General features: G+C 51.9%; 24 protein-coding genes and 1 pseudogene. 17 read left to right on the forward strand and 8 right to left on the reverse strand.

Annotated features, from left to right (window positions below; translation table 11 throughout):
• Positions 1-79 precede the first annotated feature (79 nt).
• On the forward strand, positions 80-1,234 hold the full coding sequence (locus tag ACFO3I_RS08620; RefSeq protein ID WP_377333365.1) for a serine hydrolase domain-containing protein: 1,155 nt from the start codon (positions 80-82) through the stop codon (positions 1,232-1,234).
• A gap of 11 nt (positions 1,235-1,245) precedes the next feature.
• On the opposite strand, the gene ACFO3I_RS08625 is transcribed toward ACFO3I_RS08620, so the two are convergent.
• Positions 1,246-1,881: a LysE family translocator gene (locus ACFO3I_RS08625; RefSeq protein ID WP_377333366.1), complete on the reverse strand. Its 636-nt coding sequence runs from the start codon at positions 1,879-1,881 to the stop codon at positions 1,246-1,248.
• 217 nt (positions 1,882-2,098) lie between these two features.
• Here ACFO3I_RS08625 and leuS point away from each other — a divergent pair, with 217 nt between their 5' ends.
• The 14 genes from leuS to ACFO3I_RS08695 all read left to right on the forward strand — a co-directional run bounded on the left by leuS (position 2,099) and on the right by ACFO3I_RS08695 (position 15,378).
• Positions 2,099-4,684 carry a leucine--tRNA ligase gene (gene leuS / locus ACFO3I_RS08630; protein WP_377333368.1) on the forward strand — a complete coding sequence of 862 codons (2,586 nt, stop codon included), beginning with the start codon at positions 2,099-2,101 and terminating at the stop codon, positions 4,682-4,684.
• Positions 4,684-5,163: an LPS-assembly lipoprotein LptE gene (locus ACFO3I_RS08635; RefSeq protein ID WP_377333370.1), complete on the forward strand. Its 480-nt coding sequence runs from the start codon at positions 4,684-4,686 to the stop codon at positions 5,161-5,163. Before leuS ends, ACFO3I_RS08635 begins: the two co-directional genes overlap by 1 nt.
• A complete protein-coding gene (gene holA, locus ACFO3I_RS08640) occupies positions 5,164-6,210 on the forward strand; it encodes a DNA polymerase III subunit delta (RefSeq protein ID WP_377333372.1) in 1,047 nt (348 codons plus the stop codon). It begins immediately after the preceding gene.
• A complete protein-coding gene (gene nadD, locus ACFO3I_RS08645) occupies positions 6,203-6,850 on the forward strand; it encodes a nicotinate-nucleotide adenylyltransferase (protein WP_377333374.1) in 648 nt (215 codons plus the stop codon). Before holA ends, nadD begins: the two co-directional genes overlap by 8 nt.
• A 51-nt stretch (positions 6,851-6,901) precedes the next feature.
• The gene (rsfS, locus tag ACFO3I_RS08650; RefSeq protein WP_377333376.1) at positions 6,902-7,222 is read left to right on the forward strand and encodes a ribosome silencing factor; all 321 of its coding nucleotides are present in this window, start codon (positions 6,902-6,904) and stop codon (positions 7,220-7,222) included.
• Between the two features lie 4 nt (positions 7,223-7,226).
• Complete coding sequence (gene rlmH / locus ACFO3I_RS08655) at positions 7,227-7,697, forward strand: 23S rRNA (pseudouridine(1915)-N(3))-methyltransferase RlmH (protein WP_377333378.1); 471 nt, start codon at positions 7,227-7,229, stop codon at positions 7,695-7,697.
• Positions 7,698-7,700: 3 nt separating this feature from the next.
• Positions 7,701-9,575 (forward strand): penicillin-binding protein 2, encoded by a 1,875-nt coding sequence (mrdA, locus tag ACFO3I_RS08660; protein WP_377333379.1) that lies wholly within the window; start codon positions 7,701-7,703, stop codon positions 9,573-9,575.
• Positions 9,572-10,690, forward strand: coding sequence for a rod shape-determining protein RodA (gene rodA / locus ACFO3I_RS08665; RefSeq protein ID WP_377333381.1), 1,119 nt, complete (start codon positions 9,572-9,574; stop codon positions 10,688-10,690). Before mrdA ends, rodA begins: the two co-directional genes overlap by 4 nt.
• Position 10,691: 1 nt before the next feature.
• Complete coding sequence (locus tag ACFO3I_RS08670) at positions 10,692-11,696, forward strand: septal ring lytic transglycosylase RlpA family protein (protein ID WP_377333383.1); 1,005 nt, start codon at positions 10,692-10,694, stop codon at positions 11,694-11,696.
• A 37-nt stretch (positions 11,697-11,733) separates the two neighbouring features.
• Positions 11,734-12,903, forward strand: coding sequence for a serine hydrolase (locus ACFO3I_RS08675; protein ID WP_377333384.1), 1,170 nt, complete (start codon positions 11,734-11,736; stop codon positions 12,901-12,903).
• Between the two features lie 77 nt (positions 12,904-12,980).
• Positions 12,981-13,262 carry a DUF493 family protein YbeD gene (gene ybeD, locus ACFO3I_RS08680; protein ID WP_377333386.1) on the forward strand — a complete coding sequence of 94 codons (282 nt, stop codon included), beginning with the start codon at positions 12,981-12,983 and terminating at the stop codon, positions 13,260-13,262.
• A gap of 130 nt (positions 13,263-13,392) precedes the next feature.
• A complete protein-coding gene (gene lipB / locus ACFO3I_RS08685; RefSeq protein WP_377333462.1) occupies positions 13,393-13,977 on the forward strand; it encodes a lipoyl(octanoyl) transferase LipB in 585 nt (194 codons plus the stop codon).
• Position 13,978: 1 nt separating this feature from the next.
• A complete protein-coding gene (gene lipA / locus ACFO3I_RS08690; RefSeq protein ID WP_377333387.1) occupies positions 13,979-14,962 on the forward strand; it encodes a lipoyl synthase in 984 nt (327 codons plus the stop codon).
• A gap of 74 nt (positions 14,963-15,036) precedes the next feature.
• Positions 15,037-15,378 (forward strand): hypothetical protein, encoded by a 342-nt coding sequence (locus ACFO3I_RS08695; protein WP_377333389.1) that lies wholly within the window; start codon positions 15,037-15,039, stop codon positions 15,376-15,378.
• Positions 15,379-15,451: 73 nt separating this feature from the next.
• Here ACFO3I_RS08695 and istB read toward each other — a convergent pair.
• Positions 15,452-16,006 (reverse strand): annotated as a pseudogene (gene istB, locus ACFO3I_RS08700) (IS21-like element helper ATPase IstB); the annotation flags it as partial.
• Between the two features lie 71 nt (positions 16,007-16,077).
• Between istB and ACFO3I_RS08705 the strand changes: the two are divergent.
• Positions 16,078-17,186, forward strand: a protein-coding gene (locus ACFO3I_RS08705; protein WP_377332763.1) for an IS3 family transposase whose coding sequence is annotated in 2 segments (ribosomal slippage) — positions 16,078-16,330 and positions 16,330-17,186 — 1,110 coding nt in all. Because the reading frame shifts where the segments join, the coding sequence is not laid out codon by codon here.
• Positions 17,187-17,506: 320 nt separating this feature from the next.
• On the forward strand, positions 17,507-17,860 hold the full coding sequence (locus ACFO3I_RS08710) for a PilZ domain-containing protein (RefSeq protein ID WP_377333391.1): 354 nt from the start codon (positions 17,507-17,509) through the stop codon (positions 17,858-17,860).
• Here the strand turns inward: ACFO3I_RS08710 and ACFO3I_RS08715 are convergent.
• From ACFO3I_RS08715 to rbfA, 6 genes are all read right to left on the reverse strand, one after another.
• Positions 17,829-19,034, reverse strand: coding sequence for a hypothetical protein (locus ACFO3I_RS08715; protein ID WP_377333393.1), 1,206 nt, complete (start codon positions 19,032-19,034; stop codon positions 17,829-17,831). The genes ACFO3I_RS08710 and ACFO3I_RS08715 overlap by 32 nt on opposite strands.
• Positions 19,009-19,917: a lipoprotein NlpI gene (gene nlpI, locus ACFO3I_RS08720; RefSeq protein WP_377333395.1), complete on the reverse strand. Its 909-nt coding sequence runs from the start codon at positions 19,915-19,917 to the stop codon at positions 19,009-19,011. Before nlpI ends, ACFO3I_RS08715 begins: the two co-directional genes overlap by 26 nt.
• Positions 19,898-22,024 (reverse strand): polyribonucleotide nucleotidyltransferase, encoded by a 2,127-nt coding sequence (gene pnp, locus ACFO3I_RS08725; protein WP_377333397.1) that lies wholly within the window; start codon positions 22,022-22,024, stop codon positions 19,898-19,900. The genes nlpI and pnp overlap by 20 nt, the downstream gene beginning before the upstream one ends.
• A gap of 288 nt (positions 22,025-22,312) precedes the next feature.
• Positions 22,313-22,582 carry a 30S ribosomal protein S15 gene (rpsO, locus tag ACFO3I_RS08730; protein WP_377333399.1) on the reverse strand — a complete coding sequence of 90 codons (270 nt, stop codon included), beginning with the start codon at positions 22,580-22,582 and terminating at the stop codon, positions 22,313-22,315.
• A gap of 100 nt (positions 22,583-22,682) precedes the next feature.
• Positions 22,683-23,615, reverse strand: coding sequence for a tRNA pseudouridine(55) synthase TruB (gene truB, locus ACFO3I_RS08735; RefSeq protein ID WP_377333401.1), 933 nt, complete (start codon positions 23,613-23,615; stop codon positions 22,683-22,685).
• Positions 23,615-24,037, reverse strand: coding sequence for a 30S ribosome-binding factor RbfA (gene rbfA / locus ACFO3I_RS08740; protein WP_377333403.1), 423 nt, complete (start codon positions 24,035-24,037; stop codon positions 23,615-23,617). The genes truB and rbfA overlap by 1 nt, the downstream gene beginning before the upstream one ends.
• Positions 24,038-24,083 lie beyond the last annotated feature (46 nt).

The raw sequence follows: 24,083 nt of genomic DNA on the forward strand, positions 1-24,083 counted from the left end.
GCTTTTTTGTCAATTTAGTCGCAGCCTGGTTGTAGTTGGTCTGGCTTTGTTTCAGGCTGGTATTTTACCGGAGCTTTCTATGAAAAAAATAATAATAGCCCTCAGCCTGTCGTTGAGTTTAACCGCCCAAGCCGCCGACTATTACCCACCGGCCGGCCAATGGGCATCCGCAAAACCGGCCAGCCTGAAAGTGAATGAGCAACAGCTGACCGACGCGGTGCAGTACGCCATCGCCAGCGAAAATCCCGCCAGTAAAAACCAGGCCGTGGTGCAGGCCACCACCTTTGGCGCTAAAGAGCCCTATGACCAGATTGTCGGCCCTATGTCGGTGCGGGCACCGGCCAATGGTCTGATTATTTATAAAGGCAAACTGATCGCGCAGTGGGGCGAGGTGGACAGTGTCGATATGACGCACAGCATCACCAAGACATTTTTAACCACTGTGGCGGGTCTGGCCTGGCAGCGCGGTTTAATTCACAACCTGCAGGACAAAGTCGGCCCCTATATGCCACACGGCGTCGACTTGTATCAGAGCGAGCACAATAGCCAAATCCGCTGGGACCATTTATTGCGCCAGACCAGTGACTGGCAGGGCAGCTTATGGGGCAAACCGGACTGGGCCGACAGACCCGAAAGCAAAACGCCTGCCGAATGGCCAAACCGGCCACTGCGCACACCAGGCAGCCACTATAAGTACAACGACGTTAGGGTCAACCTGCTGGCTTTATCTACCTTGTATGTCTGGCGTAAACCTTTGCCGACTGTACTGAATGAACAGATTATGCAACCGATTGGCGCCTCATCCACCTGGCACTGGTATGGCTACGACAATAGCTGGATTGAACTGGATGGCCAACGTATGCAATCGGTCTCTGGTGGCGGTCACTGGGGTGGCGGCATGTTTATTAATGCCTGGGACTTAGCCCGCTTTGGTTATCTGTTTTTACGGGATGGCCGCTGGGAAGACAAGCAACTGGTCAGTAAAGAATGGATTAAGCTGGCCCGCACCGGTGGCAGCGACAACCCGGAATACGGCTTTGCCAACTGGTTCTTAAACCCTGGCCGTAAAGCCCTACCGAGCGCCCCTGAAAGTGCAGTGACCTTTCAGGGGGCTGGCCGCAACATTATCTACATTGATCAGCAGCATGACCTGCTGATGGTGGCGCGCTGGATTGGCAATGGTGATGAACTGAACCAACTGGTTGGCAAAGTGCTGGCCGCATTGCCAGATTAACCCTCAGGCAACTAGCGCTGGTCCGCCAGCGCTAGTTTAACACCAAGCGCAACAAATAATGCCCCAACACTTTTATCCAGCCAATACCCCACAGCGCTGCTGACTTTCATTTTCTTACCCGCCAAGCCAGCGCTGACCGCCAGAAACATACACCAGAGCATGCCATTGAGGTTAAAAATCCCCCCGAGCACAAGAAAAGCCAGCGCTTTATTGGCTGCATCAGCGGCAATAAATTGCGGCACAAAGGCCAGGAAAAACAACGCCACTTTGGGGTTCAGCACATTGGTGACAAAGCCCTGCAAAAAAATACTGCGCGCAGAGGCGGCCGCAACGGTTTTAGCCTGCCCTCCGGCCGGCGCTCGTTTGGCCAGCAGCATTTTCACCCCCAGGTACAGCAAATAAGCGGCTCCGGCCAGTTTCACCAGAGTAAAGGCGGTTGCCGAGGTGGTAAGAAGCGCTGAAACCCCTAAAGCAGCGGCAACAATATGCACGCAAACACCGCTGCCAATCCCCGCCACAGCAATCAAGCCAGCCCTGATGCCTTGACTGGCACTGCGGCTGACAATCAGCACTGTATCTGGCCCTGGGGACATATTCAGCAACAAGCCGGAAATGACAAACAACCATAAGTTTTCGATACCAAACACAAAAGCGCTCCGTTGAAAAATCCCCTGACAGCGCATCACTTTAGGGAGCAGCATCAGCCGGAACAAGAGCGCTGGCATAAAATAAAACAATCTGCGCTTTGTCCGCACAGGTTGTTGTTGCCCTACCCTGCTATGCGGTATGCTAGCGGCAATTTTTTTCGCCGGTGCAGGGCGCCTCTCGCACCGGTTTTGCATGGTTTGAAGTCGGAAGGTCTGAATGCACGAACAATACAGCCCGCAGCAAATTGAACAGCAGCTGCAAGCGAAGTGGGAACAAAACAACGCCTTTAAAGTGGTGGAAGACGCCACCAAAGAAAAATTCTACTGCCTGTCGATGTTCCCTTACCCAAGCGGCCGGCTGCATATGGGCCACGTGCGTAACTACACCATTGGTGATGTGATCAGCCGCTTCCAGCGCATGCAAGGCAAAAACGTCATGCAGCCTATGGGTTGGGATGCCTTCGGTTTACCGGCTGAAAACGCCGCCATTAATAACAAAACCGCACCAGCCAAATGGACCTACGCCAACATTGATTACATGAAAAACCAGCTGAAACGCTTAGGTTTTGGTTATGACTGGGACCGCGAAATTGCCACCTGTCAGCCGGAATACTACCGTTGGGAACAATGGTTCTTTACCAAACTGTTTGAAAAAGGCCTGGTCTACAAAAAGCTGTCAACGGTGAACTGGGACCCGGTGGACCAATGTGTACTGGCCAACGAGCAGGTGATTGACGGCCGTGGCTGGCGTTCAGGCGCCTTGGTGGAGCAGCGTGAACTGGCACAGTGGTTTATTAAAATCACCGATTACGCCGAAGAGCTGCTGAATGACTTAGACCAGCTGGATGGCTGGCCTGAGCAGGTCAAAACCATGCAGAAAAACTGGATTGGCCGTTCAGAAGGGGTGGAAATCACCTTTAAAGTTGCCGGTTCAGACCAAACGCTGACTGTGTACACCACCCGTCCGGATACCTTCTACGGTGTCACTTATGTCGCCGTGGCTGCTCAGCACCCGCTGGCGCAACAAGCTGCATTGAATAACCCGCAATTGCAGGCCTTTATTGACGACTGCAAAGGCAACAAAGTGGCCGAAGCCGAAATGGCCACCATGGAGAAAAAAGGCGCGCCAACCGGCTTGTCTGTTATTCACCCGCTGACCGGTGAACAAGTCCCGGTTTGGGTCGCCAACTTTGTGTTGATGGACTACGGCTCAGGTGCGGTGATGGCGGTGCCAGGTCACGACCAGCGCGATTACGAATTTGCCACCAAATACAATCTGGCGATTAAACAAGTGATTGAGCCTGCTGCCGGCAGTGAGACCGCTTGTGACTTAACCACAGCTGCCTTTACCGAAAAAGGCGTGCTGGTGAACTCTGCTGAATTTGACGGCCTGGATTTTGCCGCCGCCTTTAAAGCCATTGCCGACAAGCTCGCAGGCTTAGGCATTGGTCAGATAAAAGTGAACTACCGTTTACGTGACTGGGGCGTGTCCCGTCAGCGTTACTGGGGCTCACCAATTCCAATGCTGACTCTGGAAGATGGCACTCAGGTGCCCGTGCCGGAAGATATGCTGCCAGTTCGCTTGCCAGAAGATGTGGTGATGGATGGTGTGAAATCGCCTATCAAAGCCGATCCAGAGTGGGCAAAAACCAGCTACAAGGGTCAGGCCGCTTTCCACGAAACCGATACCTTCGACACCTTTATGGAGTCGAGCTGGTACTACGCCCGTTACTGCAGCCCGGACCACGACAAAGCTATGTTAGACCCGGCCAAAGCCAACTACTGGCTGCCGGTTGACCAGTACATTGGTGGTATTGAACACGCCATTCTGCACCTGCTGTATTCACGTTTCTTCCATAAGTTATTACGTGACGTTGGCCTGGTGCAGTCGGATGAGCCATTCAAACGCCTGTTGTGCCAGGGCATGGTGCTGGCTGAAACCTTCTTCCGTGAAACTGACAACGGCGGCAAAGAGTGGTATTCGCCTGCTGACGTGACCGTTGAGCGTGACGATAAAGGCCGTATCACAGGCGCCATGTTGCAAAGCGACGGCCAGCCGGTGCAAAGCGCAGGCATGAGCAAAATGTCCAAGTCGAAAAACAACGGAATCGACCCACAAGTGGTCATCGACCAGTACGGTGCTGACACCGTGCGTCTGTTTATGATGTTTACCGCACCACCAGAGCAAACCCTGGAATGGCAGGACTCAGCCGTGGAAGGCGCTAACCGTTTCCTGCGCCGCGTCTGGACCTTAAGTTCAGAAAACAAAGCGCTGTTTGGCAGTAACTGGTCAGGTGAGCTGAACAATGAGCAGAAAGCGCTGCGCCGTGAAGTGCATAAAACCATTGCCAAAGTGACAGACGACATTGGTCGTCGTTACACCTTCAACACGGCCATCGCTGCCATTATGGAGCTGACCAACAAGCTGCAAAAAGCACCGGTCGATACCGACGCCGACAAGCAAGTGAAAGTGGAAGGCATTAAAGCCATACTGCAACTGCTGAACCCAATCACCCCTCACCTGTCGCAGTACCTGTGGTCTGAGCTGGGCTTAGGTGATGCACTGGAACAACACCCCTGGCCAGCGGCCGATGCTGCTGCACTGGTGGAAGATGAGAAACTGGTGGTGGTGCAGGTGAATGGCAAGTTGCGCGGTAAAATCACAGTGGCCGCAGACGCGACCCAGGACGATGTGTTGGCGCTGGCCAAACAAGACGAAAACGTGCTGCGTTTCCTCGAAGGCGTCGAGATCCGTAAGGTGATCTATGTGCCGGGTAAACTGCTGAACCTGGCGGTTGGCTGATGCGCAGTGTCCGCCTGCTCCCCCTGATGCTGCTGAGCCTGGTGCTCAGCAGCTGTGGTTTCCATTTACGCGGCAGCTTGCCGCTGGAAAAGTTTCCATCTTTGTATCTGGATGCGCCTAAGCATTCCGAACTGGCCAAACGACTGAGCCTGCAGCTGCAAAGCAATCAAGTCAAACTGCTGGACCAGATGGACCCAAAATCCCCGGTGCTGAAGCTGGAACAAGACAGTCTGGAACGTCGCACGTTGTCATTGTTCCCCAATGGTCAGGTAGCCGAGTACGAGCTGATTTACAAAGTGCGTTATACCCTGTATCTGCCAGAGCACAACGAACAGCAACGCGAGTTTCAGCTAAACCGCGATTACCAGGACGACCCGAACCGTGCCTTGGCCAAAGCCAAAGAGCTGGATCTGATGCTGGACGAACTGCGCACTCAGGCTGCCAGCCGCATTATCCGCCAGCTGAACCGGACCCAATAGATGCTAAAACTGTATAGCAATCAACTTGCTGCACAGTTAGATAAACAGCTGGCGCCCGTGTATCTGGTGTTTGGTGAAGAACCACTGCAAAAGCAGGAAAGTCTGGATCTCATCCGGCAAAAGGCCCGTAAACAAGGCTTTGACGAGCGCCTGAGTTTCCATTGGGATCAGCAATTCAGCTGGCAGGATTTTTTGCTTGAGCTGAACAACCTGTCGTTATTTGCCCCTCGCCGTTTATTTGAACTGGAACTGCCGGCCAAATTACCTGCCGGCGCCGCTGAACAGCTGAAACAACTGTCCACACAGCTGCACCCGGATCTGCTCCTGGTGCTGCATGCCAGCAAAAATGCCACCGAATTTGCCCGCAGCAGCTGGTTTAAACAACTGGCACAAAGCGGCGTGCAGGTACAGTTTTACCCCTTGGATGACCAGCAGTTTGCCCGCTGGTTACAGCAACGCGCCAGCAGCATGAAGTTGCAGCTCAGTAGTGACGCAGTGACCTTGCTGCAACATCACTGCGCCGGTAACTTATTGGCGGCCGCACAGGAGCTGGAAAAGTTAGCACTGACTGACCACCAGGGCCGGATTGATGCCGCCTTGCTGGAACAGTTTCTGGCAGACCAGTCGCATTATTCTGTGTTTCAACTGGTGGATGCCTTGCTGCAGGGCCAAGGCAATGAGGCGCTGCATATGCTGCACCGTCTGCTGTTGCAGGACACCGAAGCAGTCATTATTGCCTGGCAGTTGCAAAAAGAAATTCAGACGCTGTTGCAAATGCATCTGGCACAGCAACAAGGTCAGCCAATGGCAGATTTTTTTAAAAATCATGGGATCTGGCCAAAACGGCAGGCGATGTACCACAGCGCCGTGGCGCGTTTACCACAAAAATGGCTGGGTTATTGTGTGGCTGAACTGGCCGCATTTGACCGGGCTTTTAAAAGAGGTTTATTAAGTGACAGTGATTTAGCGCTGGCCCATCTGGTCAGCTTGTTTGTCTGCCCGGTACCCAAAGTCTTTTCGCTGCAACAAGTTTACAGCCATGACTAAACCCCGCCTGGCGATTTTAGGTGGCACCTTCGACCCGGTGCACAAGGCCCATCTGGCCTGTGCTTTGTATGTGCAGCAACTGTTGCAGCCCGAGCAGGTGCAACTGATGCCCTGTCACCTGCCAGCACACCGCAGCAGTCCTGGCGTCAGCCCTGAGCACAGAGCAGCGATGGTCAAGCTCGCCATTGCACCCCACCCAGGCTTAAGTCTGCAAACACTGGAACTGGACCAACACCGCCCTTCATACACAGCAGACAGCCTGCAGCAACTGGCTCTGCTGTATCCTCAGCACCAGCTGCTGTTTGTGATGGGCAGCGATTCCTTGGCTTATTTTAAAAGCTGGAAAAAATGGCAATCAATTCTTGAACTTAGTCACCTTGTTGTCTGTCAAAGACCAGGCTCAGGCCGGACTGATGGCGATTGCGCCGCTCTGCTGGACCAATTTGGCGTAGCAACCCCTAAGCAACTGGCAGTGCAACAAAGTGGCGCTATTCTCTGGCTGGACAACGCGCCGATGGATTTATCAGCAAGCCAAATACGCCAGTTATTGCAAAGCCCGCAGCCTGAGTTGGCCGCCCCCTTGCTGGACAGCAGAGTGCTGGATTATATCCGGCAGCACCAGCTGTATCAGGCCATGTAATGCCGTGGAAAAAATGCTACCATATTGCGTTTTTTCAGCCTGGAGTTAACTGTGCAAGCCCAAGAGTTATTAAGTTTTGTTCTGGACAAGATGGACGACATGAAAGCCAAGGACATCACCTCGTTAGATGTAAAAGGTAAATCCAATGTCACTGAAGCCATGGTGATTTGTTCAGGCACGTCAAACCGCCACACCCGCTCCATTGCGGATTACCTGGTGAAAGAAGCCAAAAAGGCCGGTTTGTCGATTTTGGGCATTGAAGGCACAGGCTCTGGTGAATGGGTGTTGATTGACCTGGGTGACGTGATTGCACACGTGATGCAGGAAGAAAGCCGCAGTTTTTACCAACTAGAGAAGTTGTGGAGCGCCTGATCGGATGAAGTTGTTACTCATCGCTGTAGGCAGCAAAATGCCAGATTGGGTGACAACAGCCTATCAGGAATATGCCCGCCGTTTTCCGCGCGACTTACCGCTGGAACTGATTGAAATTCCTGCTGGTAAACGGGGCAAAAATGCCGACATTAAACGCATCCTTGAACAGGAAGGCGAAAAAATGCTGGCAGCAGTGCCAAAAGGAGCCCGTATTGTCACGCTGGAAGTGGAAGGCGGCAGCTGGAGCAGCCCGCAATTGGCGCAAAAGCTGAACCAATGGCAGATGGACGGCCGTGATGTCTGTTTGCTGGTCGGTGGGCCTGAAGGCCTGGCACCGGCCTGCATTGCTGCCAGCGAGGCCAAATGGTCCTTGTCTGCGCTGACCATGCCACATCCCATGGTGCGGGTGGTGCTGGCGGAGAGCCTGTACCGGGCCTGGAGCATCAGTACCAACCACCCTTATCATCGCGAATAATTCATGCGTAAAGAACGTCAGGCCATTCAGGACCCATCCGCCGACAGTCAGTTGTTTAAACAACGGGCCGCTGTGGGTTTTGTGGTGGTGGTGCTGTGTTTTATCCTGATTGTGTTCAATCAGTATCACCTGCAAATTGAGATGCACGACCATTACGTCACCCGTGCCGACGGCAACCGTATTAAGCTGATCCCACAACCGCCAAACCGTGGCTTGATTTACGACAGAAACGGCGTCTTGCTGGCAGAAAACCGCCCTATCCATTCGGTAGAACTGGTGCCGGAACAAGTGAAAGACATTAAAGCCACGGTGGCTGAGCTGGCGAAGCTGATTGAAATTACGCCTGAGCAGCAGGACGAATTTTTAAAAGAAGTCCGGCATCACCGTCGCTTTGCCAGCATTGCGGTGAAAGAACATCTGACCGATCAGGAAGTGGCCATTATTGCGGTGAATCAACACCGCTTTCCCGGCGTCACGCTGGAAGCCCGCTTAACCCGACATTACCCCTATGGCGATTTGTTCACCCATGCCATTGGCTATATCGGCAAAATTAACGCCAAAGAGCTGGACAAGCTGGATGCGGATGGCGTGTCGGCCAATTACGCTGCCAGCCGCGATATCGGCAAAATAGGCATGGAACGTTTCTACGAAAGTCAGTTGCATGGCCAGGTTGGTTTTGAGCAGGTGGAAGTGAATAACAGAGGCCGGGTGATCCGGGTCCTGAATTCACAGCCGGCCACCTCTGGGGATGATTTAATTCTGTCTGTCGACATCAGTCTGCAACAAAAAGCCAAAGAGCTGCTTGGCGAAAACCGCGGCGCCATAGTCGCAATGGATCCGCGCGATGGCGCAGTGTTGGCGTTTTATTCCAACCCCAGTTACGACCCCAACTTATTTGTTCATGGTATCAGTGGTAAAAACTACCGTGAGCTACTGAACTCGCCTGACCGGCCTTTAGTGAACCGGGTGACTCAAGGCGTATATCCGCCCGCCTCCACCATCAAACCGTTGATGGCGATTCTGGGGTTAGAAAATGGCACAGTCACCGAACAAACCCGAATTCCAGACCCAGGTTTTTATAAGCTGCCTAACTACAGTCGGGCCTACCGCGACCATATTAAATGGGGCCATGGCTGGGTCGACGTGTACACCGCCATTACCAAAAGCTGTGACACCTATTTTTATGACCTGGCGGTCAAACTCGGTATCGATAAAATCTCTGTCTATATGAAACAGTTTGGCTTTGGCTCGCGCACCGGCATTGATGTGCTGGAAGAAAGTCAGGGCCTGATGCCATCGAAAGAGTGGAAACGGGCCCGGCATAAACAAAGCTGGTTTCCAGGGGACACCGTATCGTTAGGCATAGGCCAGAGCTACTGGACCATCACCCCGATGCAGCTGGCACTGGCCACTGCAGTGATGATTAACAATGGCGCCAAACCAACTCCTCACATGGGACGGTTTTTCCGCAATGTGCAACAAGACACCAACCTGACCGCGCCCATGGAGCAGGTGGTGGAAGTGAAAAACCCGAAAAACTGGGATATCGCCCGTGAAGCGATGCGTCAGACCGTCATGGTTCAGGGCGGCACCGGCTACAACGCCTTTAAGGGCATCAGCTACAGCGCGGCAGGCAAAACGGGCACGGCGCAGGTGATTAACATGGCGCAGAACCAAAAGTACAATGCGGCGGCACTGAAAGAAATCCACCGCGATAACGCGATGTTTATTGGTTATGCCCCGGCAGAAAACCCAAGCATACTGGTGACTGTTGCCGTTGAAAACGTCGGGGGCGGTGGTTCAAACGCCGCACCTATAGCCCGTAAAATGATGGACCACTATTTTACCCGGCAAAGTGCCGCAGGGGCTCAGCCATGACCACCTTAAAAGACCCGCAGCACCAGAGCCTGATGGCAAAACTGCATTTGGACGGCCCGCTGTTTTTTGCCCTAACCGCCCTGTCGATTACCGGGCTCTTTGTATTGTACAGTGCCAGTGGCGAAGATTTTGGCATGGTCAGCCGCTATGTATTGCGGGTGATTATGGCCTTTGGTGTGATGCTGCTACTGGCTCAGGTCAAACCACAAACGCTCAGTTTCTGGGCCTTGCCCTTATTTCTGGTCGGTACCACCATGCTAATCCTGGTGCTGGCCGTGGGTCATATCGGCAAAGGCGCACAACGCTGGCTAGACCTGGGTTTTATGAAGTTTCAGCCATCCGAATTGATGAAGCTGGCAGTCCCTATGGCCATTGCCTGGTTTGTATCCTCGAACCCCTTACCACTGCGCACCAAACACCTGATTTTTGGTTTTGTCATGTGCGCCATCCCTACGGTGCTCATCCAGCAACAACCTGATCTGGGCACCTCCATTCTGATTTTTGTGTCCGGGGCTTTTGTGCTGTTTTTGGGCGGGATGAGCTGGAAAATTATCAGCTCCATCGCGCTGGCGCTGCCTGTGGTCAGTTACAGCATGTGGCTGTTTTTCATGCACGACTACCAAAAGCGGCGAGTGCTGACCTTCTTAAACCCGGAAAGTGATCCACTGGGGTCAGGCTACCACATTATTCAGTCCAAAATCGCCATAGGCTCTGGCGGCTTTGAAGGTAAAGGCTGGCAGCATGGCACCCAATCGCAACTGGAGTTTTTGCCAGAGCGGCATACTGACTTTATATTTGCGGTGTTCAGCGAAGAGCTTGGCATGATTGGCGTGCTGTTTTTACTGGCTATGTACCTGTTTATCATAGGCCGTGGCCTGGTACTGGCCAGCCGGGCACAGGACAATTTTGCCCGCTTGTTAGGCGGCAGTATCATGCTGACGTTTTTCGTCTATGTGTTTGTCAATATCGGCATGGTGTCAGGCTTGTTGCCTGTGGTTGGCGTCCCGTTGCCGCTGATCAGTTATGGCGGCACATCAATGGTTACACTGATGGCAGGTTTTGGTATTCTAATGTCCATTGCGACTCATAAACGTTTTTTAGCTCCGCAGTCCTGATATGAACATAAAAAGAATAACGGCCCTGAGCCTGTCAGTTTTAATCTCTGCCTGTAGTCAGACGCCCACACCAAGCTCCGACACGCAAAGTAATCGCGGTTGGGAAGAACCCAACAAAGGCCGTTACGCCCAGGATAAAGACAGTCATCCGACCCGGATGCCGACTCTGTTGGAAATGACAGACCCTGAACCCAAAGCAGAATTGCTCAGTCGTGGTGGAAATAAACCCTACAATATTTATGGGGTGGATTACACGCCTCTGACGGCAATTACTGAATACGATCAGGTCGGTGTCGCATCCTGGTACGGCAATAAATTCCATGGTCACAAAACCTCCAACGGCGAAGAGTACAGTGTGTTTGCCATGAGCGCCGCGCACAAAACCTTGCCATTGCCTTCTTATGTGCGAGTGACCAACTTAGATACCAACCAATCCGCCGTGGTGCGGGTCAATGATCGCGGGCCTTTCCACAATGACCGCATCATCGACCTGTCCTACTCCGCCGCCTACAAGATTGGCATGATGGGTAAAGGTACGGCCCGGGTTCGGGTTGAACTGCTCGCCTCGCCCGCCATGGCTGGCCAGGAAACCTATTCGATGGGCCTCGGCAGTCCCGGCCGCAATAAGTTTGAAGAAACTACACTGGTGTCCAACCCAGCCACACCGCGCCCTGGTTTAAGCCAGCCGATGCCAGCGTCTGTCGCAGCACCTACCAGTCCGGCGGTTCCCGCCTATCAGACAGCTGCGGCGACTGCCAAAGCAGGCAAAGTCAGTGGCTGTTATATCCAGCTGGTGGCCAGTGGTAACAAAGCGCGTTTACAGCAATTAGGCACCGAAGTAAGCCAGCGCCATGCTGTGGCGACAGAAATTAATGACGGCAACGGAATTTTCCGCTTGCTGGCCGGTCCAATGACGTCAGCGGCGGCAGCCGCTACCTTGCTGGGTCAACTGAAAGCAGCTGACTACCCATCTGCTTATATCACCGACAGAAACAGCTGCGGTTAACCCGAATTTTTAAGCGACAACGAAAAGAAAAGGTCTCATGAATACGTATCGTAAAGTTCTTCTTGCTGGTTCCATTGGTGTTGCAAGTTTTTTTGCAGCCGGACAGACAGCCCCAGCCCAGCCGACAGTGTTACCTCAGCCGCCGGAAGTAAACGCCAAAGGCTTTATTCTGATTGATTACAACACAGGTGCCGTGCTGGCCGAGGGCAATGCCGACGAACCACTGGCTCCTGCCAGCCTGACCAAGATGATGACCAGTTATGTGATTGGCCTGGAAATCAAAAACGGTAATATCAAACCAAGCGACCCTGTCACTATTACGGAAAACGCCTGGGCTAAACAGTATTCAGACTCATCCAAAATGTTTATTGAGGTGGGCGAAACCATCAGCGTAGAAGAGCTGAACCGCGGCATTATTATTCAATCAGGCAACGATGCCTGTGTTGCCATGGCTGAGCATATCGCCGGCACTGAAGGTGCTTTCGTTGAACTGATGAATGCGCACGCCGCCCGTATTGGTATGAGCAGCACCACCTTTGCCAACGCACACGGTTTACCAGACCCACTGCAACGCACCACAGCCCGCGATATGTCGAAGCTGTCGGTTGCCTTAATCCGAGACACGCCGGACGAATACAAAATTTACTCAGAAAAAGAGTATGTATTTAACGGCATCAAGCAATACAACCGCAACGGTCTGTTGTGGGACAAAAGCCTGAACGTTGACGGTATTAAAACCGGCCACACCTCAGAAGCAGGCTACAGCCTGGTGACTTCAGCCACCAAAGACAATATGCGACTGATTTCTGTCGTGATGGGCACGGAAAGCGCTAAAATCCGTGAAGCAGAAAACAAAAAGTTACTGACCTACGGTTTCCGTTTCTTTGAAACCTTTTCCCCCTTTAAAGCAGGTGAAAAGTTTGCTGAACAACGCGTCTGGCAAGGGACAAAAGATCTTCTGACCCTGGGTGTACTGGAAGAAACGCCAATTACGCTGCCACGTAACCAGCGCAAAGATTTAAAAGCCGACTTTAAGTTGAATCAGCAGCTGATCGCCCCCATTACCAAGGGTCAGCAACTGGGCACGCTTTACTTAAAACTGGGTGACAAAGATGTGGCGGAATACCCGCTGGTTGCCCTGGAAGATATCGAACAAGCAGGTTTGTTCAGCCGTCTGATCGATATGGTAAAAATGCAGTTTGAATAAACTGCCGGAACTGACCTTTTCAGCAGAAGTCCCGGCTACGCCGGGACTTTTTTATTGATAGTAGCGAGTACAACCCTATGACCACAGAAGTTAAAAACACCAGATTTGATGAGTTTTTGGAGTTTCCCTGCGCGGTAAACTTTAAAGTGCTGGGTGTGGCAGTGCCAGAGCTGGTCGACCATATTGTTGCGGTGCTGCAGGTGCACGCCAAGGCCAACGACTACAACCCACAGGTTCGCCCGAGCAGCAAAGGCAACTACCATTCTGTCACAGTGTCTGTGACTGTCATCAGCAAAGAACATATGGAACTGCTGTACACCGAACTGGGCCGGCTTGAACTGGTCCGTTATGTAATCTGACGCCCCTTTTTTCGTTGGTTGCAGGTATAATGCGCGACCAAAGTGTGCAGTGGAGAGTGAAGTGACACTGAACCATCAGCTGGTGATCCGGGATTTAGGTCTGTGTGACTACACAGAGACCTGGCACGCCATGCAACGTTTTACCGACGAACGCGATGAACAGACCCCAGACGAACTCTGGCTGGTTGAACATCCGCCGGTGTTCACTCAGGGGCAAGCAGGCAAAGCAGAACATCTGCTGATGCCCGGCGATATCCCGGTAGTGCAGGTGGACCGCGGTGGTCAAGTCACCTATCACGGACCTGGCCAGCTGGTCGCTTACGTGCTGCTGGACATTAAACGGCGTAAACTGGGCGTGCGTGAACTCGTTACCTTAATAGAACAATGCATTGTCGACAGCCTGGCGCCTTATGGCATTGAAGCCTACCCACGTGCAGATGCACCAGGTGTTTATGTTGAAGGGCGTAAAGTTGCGTCTCTTGGCCTGCGGGTGCGCAGAGGTTGTACCTTCCACGGCCTGGCACTGAACGTCAGCATGGATTTAGGCCCCTTCGGCCGGATTAACCCCTGCGGCTACGCGGGTATGGAAATGATCCAGACACAAAGTATTCAGGGCCCTCAGACTGTTGCTGAGGCCAAACACCAGTTGGTGCAGCAATTTGTGCAGCAACTGGCTATAACCCATCCCGAACACAAAACAGGGTTAACAGACTAAGATGACCACCAAAACAGCCCGTATGGAACCCGGTGTCAAACTACGCGACGCCGACAAAATGGCGTTGATCCCGGTAAAAGTACTGCCAACTGAACCCAGCGAAATGCTGCGCAAGCCCGACTGGCTGAAGATCAAGTTGCCCCGCAGTACCGAACGAATCGAACAGATTAAAGGCGCCATGCGTAAACATGGCCTGCATTCGGTCTGTGAAGAAGCTTCCTGCCCTAACCTGCCGGAATGTTTTAACCACGGCACCGCCACCTTTATGATTTTGGGTGCTATCTGTACCCGTCGTTGCCCGTTTTGTGATGTAGCCCACGGCAGGCCATTGCCGCCAAGCGCTGAGGAACCCGAAAAGCTGGCACTGACCATCAAAGATATGGCATTGAAATATGTGGTCATCACCTCGGTTGACCGCGACGACTTACGTGATGGCGGAGCCCAGCATTTTGCCGACTGTATCACCGCCATCCGTCGCGAAAGCCCGGCGATTAAAATTGAAGTGCTGGTTCCGGACTTCCGTGGCCGGATGGATGCCGCGCTGGACATTCTGACCCAGACACCACCGGATGTGTTTAACCACAACCTGGAAACCGCGCCGCGTTTGTACAAGCTGGCTCGCCCGGGTGCCGACTACAAATGGTCGCTGGAACTGTTGCGTCGTTACAAAGAAGCACACCCGGAAGTTTCAACGAAATCCGGTCTGATGGTTGGTTTAGGCGAAACCACCGAAGAGATTATCGAAGTGATGCACGACCTGCGGGCACACAATGTCGATATGCTGACCGTTGGCCAGTACTTACAGCCAAGTAAGCACCACTTACCAGTCAAACGCTATATGAGCCCGGCCGAGTTTGAAGAAATCAAACGCATCGGCTATGAAATTGGCTTCAAGCATGTGGCGTCCGGTCCTTTTGTCCGTTCGTCTTACCATGCAGACCGCCAGGCTGCCGGCGAAGAAGTTGTGACTTACAACGCTAAATAGTACTTCACAATGCTATTTTGTACTGTACATCGCTATTTTGTACCGCCACTTCGTAGTAATAGCGGAGTGGCTTAGTGAAGGGGATTCCAGGGATCAAGGAATTCCCCTCCGATAATCGTTACTGGCGGGTTGATTGGTTCGGTGCCATTCAACCCAACCCCAAGCTCCCGCGCGAGCCAGTACTGCAAGTTGTTATCACCCCATTCAAAACACCTGATATTAGAGCTCTGCCCCCTAATAAGCTGGCTTCTGCATCCAGCGGTTTGGTGGATTACACAGAACAACAAACAATCTGTATTGGTACCGGCCAGCTGCCGGCTATGTGTGTTGGCTCTATTTGGCGCAACAGTGAGTGTCAGCAGCAGCTTGCTGGGCAACTGGCTGAGTTCAAAGTGTTAATTTGCAGGCAAAACTGATCCACCATTTGCATCGAATTTTGATCCGCTTTACTCAGTCAGTATTGCAATAAGATTTGTCTTTTCTCAAGCCTTACCTCCGCGCTGTTTTTGTTTTCTTGGTTGATTCTTTAAACCGATAACTGTTGTTGCCGGTCTCGATGATATGGCAGTGATGGGTAAGCCGGTCCAGCAGTGCTGTGGTCATCTTTGCATCGCCAAACACCCTGGGCCATTCGCTGAAGTTCAGGTTGGTGGTAATAATGACGCTGGTTTTTTCATACAGCTTATTGAGCAGATGGAACAATAACGCACCGCCATTTTGACTAAATGGCACGTAGCCCAGTTCATCCAGCACCACTAAGTCCACACCGCTGAGCCTTGCTGCGATGCGGCCACATTGCTCTTTGCGCTTTTCCAGTTCCAGCGCATTGACCAGTTCAAGCGTGGAGATAAACCGCACCCGAAGCTGGTGATGCTGAATGGCCTGCACGCCAATTGCAGTGGCCAGATGCGTTTTGCCGGTGCCAGGCCCGCCGACGAACACCAGATTTTGACTGCTTTGAATGAACTCGCAGCGATGTAAATCCAGCACCAGTCGTTCATCCACTTCACTTTCCGCGAAGTTAAACCCATACAAGTCGCGGTGTAAACATCCCCTAGAATCGGTGCATTCCTGATTAGAGTTCTCCGGCGTACACTACGTCTGAGGAGAACAGCATGAAAAAGTCACGGTTTACAGAAACACAAATCATCAAAGTGTTGAAGGAAGTGGAAGCAGGCCGGTTGGTCAAAGAAGTGTGCCGGGAATATGGCATTTCAGATGCAACCTACTACAACTGGAAGGCCAAATACGGCGGTATGGAAGCATCAGATGTGAAACGCCTCAAAGACCTTGAAGAAGAAAACCGCCGCTTAAAGCAAATGTATGCCGAGCTCAGTCTGGACCATAAAATCCTGAAGGATATCGTGGAAAAAAAGCTGTAAAGCCGGCGGTGCGACGTGAGCTGGCCGATTATGCGATACAGACTCATGCGGTCAGTCTGCGCCGGGCGTGCCGGGTGGTGGGTTTAAGTGATTCGGTGTATCGGTATCGGCCAGACGTACACCGAGATGATGCGCTGATAGCGACGCTTCAGGCCGTTTCAGAACGCTATCCGGCCTATGGCTTTAGCAAGCTGCTCAAGGTAATGCGTCGCCAGGGCCATCTCTGGAACCACAAGCGTATTCACCGGGTGTACTGTGAGCTGAAACTCAATAAACGGCGCAAAGGTAAAAAGCGTTTACCTAACCGAAATCCAGCGCCATTAGCTGTTCCGGCGACACTGAACCAGTGCTGGTCGATGGATTTTATGAGTGATGCACTGATGTGTGGTAGACGCTTTCGAACCTTTAATGTCGTCGACGATTTTAATCGTGAGGTGCTGGCCATAGATGTCGACCTGAGTTTACCGGCGCAGCGGGTGCTCCGGGTGTTAGAACGCATTGTTGCCTGGCGTGGATTGCCAGCAAAACTACGGATGGACAATGGGCCTGAATTTATCTCAAGCACGCTTGCCGATTGGGCAGAGCAACATGAAATAGAACTGGAATTTATTAAACCGGGCAAACCCACACAAAATTCTTACGTGGAACGGTTCAATAAAACATACCGCACTGAAATTCTGGATATGTATGCGTTTAAAACCCTGACGGAAGTTCGGGAACGCACAGAACACTGGATGCGGGAATACAACGAAGAACGGCCACATGATTCCTTAGGCGATTTAACCCCTTGGGAATATCTGGCAAAAGCAGAGGCGGAAAACTCTAATTTAGGCTGCCACTAAAAATGGGATGTTTACAATAACAATGTAAATTTAACCTGTTGAATTCCTCAGTAGTGATTAGCGGTGTAGAATAACGTTATGATGTCTGACTCTGGTACAAATGAGCTTTGTAATTCACAGAAGTTGTGAATTACAACGCGCAATAACATTGTTCGTTGGTCACTGCCTAAAAAAGAACTCCGCCTTTGGCGGAGTTCTTTTTTTACAGCCAATGAATAACCTTCTGTTAAGCAATTGAAGGTCTGTTAGTTTCTCAGTCAGAGTCTATTTTTTGCCGTGAAAACCAACTATGCTTAGCCCATCAGAGAGGAGAGGTAGTCGTGGATCACAGACGTTTTAGCCGGGTGCTGTTCAATGGCCCCACTCTATTAACAGCGGCAGGTCAGCAACTGCGCGGCCAGCTCAAAGATTTGTCCCTCAAAGGTGCGTTAATCCAGCTGGAACAACAAGCCAGCCTGGTGACCGGCACCCATTATCAACTGGAAATTGAGTTGAACGATTCAGGCTTACAATTGGTGATGCAGGTCAGCGTTGCGCATCAACATGAGGATTTAGTTGGTTTGCGTTGTGAGAAAATGGATATCGACTCGGTCAGCCATTTACGTCGCCTATTGGAACTGAACCTGGGCGATGCCGACTTACTCAGCCGGGAGCTGGCCGATCTGTCGGCCTGACCGCTTCTTCCAGCAAACGGATCGCATCCGGATAACCTAAAGCTGCAGCCTGACGCATAAACAGTGACCAACTCACCATATCACCAGCCATACGGGCTCTGTACGCATACAAATACTGCACTGGCATCAACTCTTTGGCAGAGTTGAGCTGGTGTTGCATCAACTGAAGATACAACGGGCTGAGCTCCGCCTCGTGATAACGCATTAATGACCAGTCGGCCAGTGCATAGGCCTGACGTCCAGCCTCAGCACAGGTCTCGACTTTAATCAGTTGCTCCGCTTGAACCTGATGCGAAAAACGCTGCTGATGCGCGGTTAGCAGCGACAGGTCCGTCAGCAAGTTTGGGATATCTGGCCGCTGGCAGACTTGCCGTGCCGTTGATACAGGTAAGCGGTATTCGTCAATAAAGCCCAACACATGGGCAAACTCATGCCTGAATACCGAGTAGCCACTAGTCTGAGCCAATTGCAAAATGCCATTGTTATAACTGGCTCCGCCTTCGCCCCCGATCACCAGTAGCTGCGTGATGGCCGCCGTGTTGACCAGGTCGGCCAGATACTGGTAGTTGCATTGCACTCTGGTTTTGCTATCCATGCTGCAGCGCAGCTGCAAACTGTTCACCCTGACCGCTGGCGCAAAACAAACAGCAAGCCGGTTCATCGCTTTGTCCTTCTGCCAGCTGGTCAGCAACTGCAGCCAGTGCAGCTCTGCCTGCTGGTTCTGTACCACAGGTTGTAAAGTTAATGCACAGTGTGGGGCTTGCCAGCCACTGACCGGACTTGCGCCTTGCCATAAACCATAGTGTGACGTCAGAGCGGTATCAGGCTGCTGCGATGCCGACTGCATCCAGTCAGACAGAAACTGCGCAGCGGTGTAATAGCCATGCTGATGCTCCATTAGCTGCAATAGCGGCGCTAATGCGGAGGATTGACCTAACTGCAGCGCCTGCTGCTGCCACTTCAGCGCGGCCTGCCATTGCTGCTCATTGGCGCGTCGCTGGCCAAGTTCCAGTGCAGCTCCGGCTTCCGTTCTGGCTGCCGCAAACAATTCAGCGTCAGACTTTGCAGTCCAATCGGGCTGGCAACCGCACAATGTCAGCAATAAAAAAAAGCCGGCAAGCCGGCCTTTTTTGGCTGATTGTACGCTGTTATTGAGCCACTTCAGCACCTGCATCCAAACCTCTTAACCTGTTCATTTCAATGCGGGCATAACGATGCTCAACAAATTCATGAATATTGGTAGCCAACGCCTTTTTGTAGTAATCCAGCGCTTTGGTCGGGTGGGCCTCTTCATGCCATTTCGCCAGGTAGAAATACACCTCACATAAACGCTCAGCCAATTGCTGAGGGTTTAATTGCGGATCAGCTGCAATGTTTAGCAACTGCTGCTCCGTGATTTTACCCAGATAAAACGCGACGATTTGACTGGCCCAATGCTGAGGATCCAGCTTACTTTCATTTAACGCGAGACGAGCCTGAGCCTCAGGTACCGAACGCTTGCTCTCTGCAAAATACAGCCACAAGGAACGGTATGGATCTTCAGGTTTAGCAGTATGGAAGGCTTCGAAATCGCTGACCGCCAAATCTGTTTTACCGTCGTACATCAGCGCGATGCCACGGTTCAGATAGGCGTAGTCATAATCCGGAGCCAACTCCAGCGCCGCATCAAAGGACTCGTACGCTTCGTTGTAATTGCCAACCAAAGTATGGTGAATACCGATAAAGTTATAGGCATCGGCCATATCTGGCTGCAACCGCAACGCACGCAGAAAATCAAAGCGGGCTAAAGCTCTTAAGCCGACACTGTCGTACATCACACCACGATCGTAAAACAAGCGGGCGCGTTGCTCATCAGTCGCTTCTGGCTTGGTAAGCAGCTCAGTAATACGGGCGATCGCAATTTCTGTGCGGTAAGACACCGGCTGAGCTTCAGGCATCTGCAAGTCTTCGACCAGCTCAGAATGAGACGCCGTGGTTTGAGCACAACCCGTCAACCACACTGCACAAAGCAGTGTGGTGACTAAGGTTCGCAGGGATTTACTCTGCAGCAGCTGCATCGGCAGCCTCAGCAGGCTTGTCCTGAGCTTCTTTGATGCTCAGGCGAACGCGGCCTTGTTTGTCCACTTCCAATACTTTTACCGCAACTTTCTGACCGATTTGCAGGTGATCAGCCACATTGTTCACGCGCTCGTCAGAGATTTGTGAAATGTGCACCAGACCATCTTTACCTGGCAATACGTTCACGAAAGCACCGAAATCAACGATACGAACCACTTCACCGTGGTAGATACGGCCCACTTCGATTTCCGCTGTGATAGCTTCAATCTTGTTGATAGCGATATTGGCAGCCTGAGAATTGGTGGCTGCAATTTTCACTGTACCGTCATCTTCGATTTCGATGGTCGTGCCTGATTCTTCGGTGATCTGACGGATCACCGCGCCACCTTTACCAATCACGTCACGGATTTTCTCCGGGTTGATCTTCAGGGTGTAGATGCGTGGAGCGTGCTCAGACAGCTCTTCACGGTGCGTGCTGATCGCCTGGTCCATTACCGTCAGGATGTGCAGACGGGCCGCTTTGGCTTGTTTCAGAGCGATTTGCATGATTTCTTTAGTGATACCGTCGATTTTGATATCCATCTGCAGTGCAGTGATACCTTCTGAAGTACCGGCCACTTTAAAGTCCATGTCCCCCAGGTGGTCTTCGTCACCCAGAATGTCCGACAGAACCACGAAATCAGAGCCTTCTTTCACCAGACCCATCGCAATACCAGCGACAGAAGCTTTGATTGGCACACCAGCGTCCATCAGAGCCAGAGAAGAACCACACACAGAAGCCATTGAGCTTGAACCGTTTGATTCAGTGATTTCAGACACAATACGTACTGTGTACGGGAAATCATCGAAATCTGGCATCACCGCAGCAACGCCGCGCTTGGCCAGACGGCCGTGACCGATTTCACGACGCTTAGGCGAACCCACCATACCGGTCTCACCTACTGAGAACGGAGGGAAGTTGTAGTGGAAAATAAAGTGGTCTTGTTTTTCGCCCAGCAGGTCATCCACATTCTGTGCATCACGTGCAGTACCTAAAGTGGCTGTTACCAGCGCCTGAGTTTCACCACGGGTGAACAGCGCAGAACCGTGAGTACGAGGTAGCAGGCCAGTCATCACTGACAGGGCTCGCACCATTTCGTTGTCACGACCGTCGATACGAGGCTCGCCTTTGATGATCCGGCTACGGACGATTTTACTTTCCAGGTTATGGAAAATATCGCCAGCTTCCAGCTCATTCAGGCTCTCACCTTCGGCCAGTTCAGCTTTGATTTTGGCAAACACAGCGGCTTTGATTTCACCGATACGCTCGTAACGCTTGGCTTTTTCAGTGATACGGTAAGCTTCACCAACTTCAGCAGCAGCCAGCTCTTCAATTTTGCTGATCAGTGCAGTGTTTTGTGCAGGAGCGACCCAGTTCCAAGCCGGTTTAGCAGCTGCGGCAGCAAATTCGTTAATCGCATTGATCACAGTTTGCATCTGGTCATGACCGTATACAACGGCACCTAACATCACATCTTCAGACAGTACACCGGCTTCAGATTCAACCATCAGTACCGCGTTGGCAGTACCAGCAACCACTAAGTCCAGCTTACTGGTTTTCAGTTCAGCTTCTGACGGGTTCAGTACGTACTGGTTATTGATGTAACCAACACGGGCAGCTCCCAGAGGACCGGCAAACGGAATACCTGACAGCGCTAACGCAGCAGAAGTACCGATGATGGCAATGATGTCCGGCTGAATTTCAGGTTGCACAGAAACTACAGTGGCAATGACCTGAACTTCGTTGGTGAAACCTTCAGGGAATAATGGACGGATTGGACGGTCAATCAGACGAGACGTCAGAGTCTCACCTTCTGAAGGACGGCCTTCACGTTTAAAGAAACCGCCTGGAATACGACCGGCAGCGTAGGTTTTTTCTTGATAGTTGACGGTCAGAGGAAAGAAATCCTGACCTGGCTTAGGCTCTTTTCTGCCTACCACTGTGACTAACACAGAGGTATCACCCATGCTGGCAAGTACAGCCGCGTCAGCTTGACGGGCGATAACGCCGGTTTCCAGAGTAATAGTGTGTTGGCCAAACTGGAATGATTTTACGATGGGAGTCACGTGAGTATTTCCTTTCTGATTTTCGCGTTTTTTCGCGGAGTCTTTTGTTCGATTTTTCGCGGCACAGTATAGCCTGTTCAACAGGTTAAAAGATAGCGGCGGGCCGCTGGCACTACGAAGAAATATTAAGCATTCTGCGACCGCAGGTCAGACCTTGATGGCAGTAAAAAGTTCGGATGCATAAAATGAGGGGCAAGCCAGGCAACCGCCAGTCAGGCTAGAAGATAAAATCACTGGCGCTAAAAACAAAAAAGCCAGTCATCAGACTGGCTTTTCCGCACATCGCTATTAACGACGCAGACCTAAACGCTCGATCAGCGCAGCGTAACGCTGAGCATCTTTGCCTTTCAGGTAGTCTAACAGCTTACGGCGCTGGCTAACCATGCGCAGCAGACCACGACGAGAGTGGAAATCGTGTTTGTGATCAGCAAAGTGAGGCTGTAACTTGTTGATAGAACCGGTTAACAGAGCAACTTGAACTTCTGGTGAACCAGTGTCGCCTTGTTTAGTAGCGAAATCAGCTAAGATTTGCGCTTTTTCAGCTGTAGTTAGTGACATAAAATCCTCCGATTGGATATACAGCTGTAGCCAGGCACTAATCCAGCTACAGCAAAAGAGCGCGCATTTTATGCGGTTTCAGCAGCACTGACAAGCAAAATCATGCCTGTGAGCTGCTGGTATTCAATAACCTGCGAACGGACAACACAGCGCCAGCCACAGAACCAACCCCAATAAACTGAGCCGCGGCGCCATAGAGTTTTACGGCCGGCAATTCAGCCTGACCCAACAACTGCAATTCTGCGTCGCTCAATTGCACCGTTTGGCCGTGCACCAGGCGTTTTTGCTGAGTCTCGTTCAGACTGAGCGCAGGCAAGCCGGTTAAGGCTAAATCCATCGGCAACAATAAAGCATCCAGCCCTGCCCAGTCTTTGGTATCGTTCAATGGCACCAGTTCGGCTTCCTGCCGCATTTGCTCAGCATGGAAAGGCCCGACATGGGTGCGGCGCAGCGCCGTGACGTAAGCGCCAGATCCTAACAATTCCCCTAGATCATCAATCAGGGTGCGAATGTAGGTACCTTTACTGCAATGCACAATAAAACTGGCGTTCACACCGTCAAAGCTCAGCAATTCAAAGCGGAATACCTCGATAGGCCGTGCCTCACGAGGCACCTCAATGCCCTGCCGCGCATATTTATACAGCGGTTGACCTTGGTACTTCAATGCCGAGAACATGGTCGGGACCTGCTGCTGCGGGCCACGAAAGCGGGTTAACGCCTGCTCCAGCTGTGCCAGGTCAAACTGAACCGGGCGTTCGCTGATCACTTCACCGGCAGCGTCACTGGTGTCTGTCCGGATACCAAAACGAGCACTGACCTGATAGGTTTTATCGGTATCGAGCAGAAACTGACAAAACTTGGTGGCTTCACCAAAACAAATTGGCAATAAGCCACTGGCCAACGGATCCAGAGCACCGGTATGGCCGGCCTTTTCAGCCTGGTACAGCCAGCGGATCCGTTGCAGGATGCCATTGCTGGAGACTTCCAGCGGCTTATCCAGTAATAAAATACCGTTTACCGCACGACGGGCCATTATTCTTCCTCATCGTGCTTGGCTTTTTTCTCGGGTTCCTGGCCTGAAGCGACACGCTTACGTTCATCTTCTTTACGAACCTGTTCCACCAGGTTGGCCATATTGATACCGCGGTCCAGTGACTCATCGAAATAAAACCGGATGGTCGGCACAATACGTGACTGAATGCGCTTGGCAATCAGGCTGCGGATAAAACCACTGGCATCGTTCAGAATGTCCAGATTCAGTTTCACTTTGTCCTGATCCAAGCCTAAAAAAGTGACGAAAATTTTGGCGTGCGACAAATCTTTCGAAACGTCTACCGCCGAAACCGTAATCATGCTGTGCAGGCGCGGGTCTTTGATTTCACGTTGTAAAATCACCGCCATTTCCTGCTGCATTTGTTGTGAGAGCCTGTCTACCCGGCTGAATTCTTTAGCCATTGTTCTTTCCTTCTAGCTGAGAAAGAAACAGGGGCTAAGCACTGCC

The organism is Rheinheimera marina (assembly GCF_042654345.1).
Lineage (GTDB): Bacteria > Pseudomonadota > Gammaproteobacteria > Enterobacterales > Alteromonadaceae > Pararheinheimera > Pararheinheimera marina.